The organism is bacterium endosymbiont of Bathymodiolus sp. 5 South, from assembly GCF_900128535.1.
Taxonomy (GTDB): domain Bacteria; phylum Pseudomonadota; class Gammaproteobacteria; order PS1; family Pseudothioglobaceae; genus Thiodubiliella.
On the sequence record NZ_FQTR01000274.1, the window covers coordinates 1 to 1,630 of the forward strand.

At 33.2% G+C, this 1,630-nt stretch carries 3 protein-coding genes; all 3 read left to right on the forward strand.

What is annotated here, in order from left to right:
- A partial coding sequence (locus BBROOKSOX_RS12535; protein ID WP_139661781.1) for a UvrB/UvrC motif-containing protein occupies positions 1-81 on the forward strand: 81 nt, incomplete at its 5' end.
- The gene (locus BBROOKSOX_RS10765; RefSeq protein ID WP_139661775.1) at positions 78-1,280 is read left to right on the forward strand and encodes a pentapeptide repeat-containing protein; all 1,203 of its coding nucleotides are present in this window, start codon (positions 78-80) and stop codon (positions 1,278-1,280) included. The genes BBROOKSOX_RS12535 and BBROOKSOX_RS10765, both read left to right, overlap by 4 nt.
- Positions 1,277-1,630, forward strand: a 354-nt coding sequence (locus BBROOKSOX_RS10770) for a radical SAM protein (protein WP_139661778.1), incomplete at its 3' end; no start/stop codon positions are given. The genes BBROOKSOX_RS10765 and BBROOKSOX_RS10770, both read left to right, overlap by 4 nt.

The window sequence follows — 1,630 nt, forward strand, 5'->3', positions numbered from 1 at the left end:
GCAGAAGAGCTCAAATTTGAACAAGCTGCTGATGTGCGTAACCAAATTAAAGCGCTTAAGCAAGGGCAGTTTTTATCATGATTAGAATATTAACAAGTGTTGAAATAACAAAAGACAACCCAGCATCAGACTATCTGCGTTTTAAATATAATGATAATTCTTATCAAGAATATCGAATCACTACCGGCAAACCAAAAACCTGTACAACATATGGGGGTGAGTTAGATAAGGGAGAAAGAAAGATATGTAAAGACGATCGCGTTTATTATTTAATTGAAAATGATGAACAAATTAGCGTTCGATGCAATTTCACTGAAGATTGCAATAATTTTATATGTTGTATTTTTTTAATAGATGCATATTTTCATGGTAAAAATTTTTCAGATGCTATGTTTGATCGCGCAATATTTAATGAGGGAGTTAATTTTTCTCATGTTACATTCAATGATAAGGTTAGTTTTACTAACGCTCAATTTATTAAATCTGCTGTCTTTACAATGGCAGAGTTCAATAAAGAAACTAATTTTAATCATGCAAGATTTAACAAAAATGTTGCTTTTAGTGGTGCAGAATTTAATGGTGAAGTTAACTCTGTTGAAACAATATTTAACGGTAGTGTTGATTTTGACACCATCACTACTACTATCACCACTACTGGTTCTTCTAGTAAAACTACTACAACTCCTCCTAGCTTTTCTAAAAAAGTTGATTTTACTAGTGCTATATTTAACAATGTATTGAATTTTTCAGGTGTTAAGAACATCGACATTGATTTAAAGCATGTGATTATTGATAGGATAGAATATGGTAATGTAGAGTTTAAATCAGATAATCGAGAAACCTTTTTAACCCTTAAAAATGTTGCCCTTAAACAACGTGATCAAATTAAAGCCCTAGAATTTCACACGCAAGAATATCAAACACATTTTAAAAACCTTGAATGGACGAAAGAAGATAGGGGCAATAAATTTATTTTAGGTTTTGAATATTTGGTAAGCGTATTTGGCACGAGTATTGGACGAGCGCTCATTGTGTTTTTAATTTTAATTATATCGAGTTACTTTTTACTTTTTATTTTAGTAGGTTGTGGGGATTTAACTGTGCAAGGTTTTGTGCATTTTTCTTCCCCTGTTAATTATAATTTAACAACAATTTTTGGAAGTAACATTACTATTGGTTTTTTTGCGGGATTCGTATTTATAGCGTATAAAATCCTACAATTTGCGATGATTTATGAAGTGGTTAAATCTTTTAGGAAATTCTCACGCACAACATTATGAATACCGAACTTAATATTAACGAAATCTTTTATTCCCTACAAGGCGAAGCGCGAGAAGTGGGTTTGCCTACCGTGTTTGTGCGCCTCACAGGCTGTCCACTCAGATGTAGTTATTGCGATACTGAGTATGCCTTTAAGGGTAATAATTTACTCAGTATTGATGCCGTACTTACCGAGATTAAAAAGTACAACACCAAGTTTGTGTGTGTCACTGGGGGTGAGCCTTTGGCGCAGATTAATTGCCATATTTTGCTTGATAGATTGGTTAAAGAGAATTATCAGGTGTCATTAGAGACCAGTGGCAGCATTGATATTGCTGATATTAATCCAGGCGTATCGATTGTCATGGAT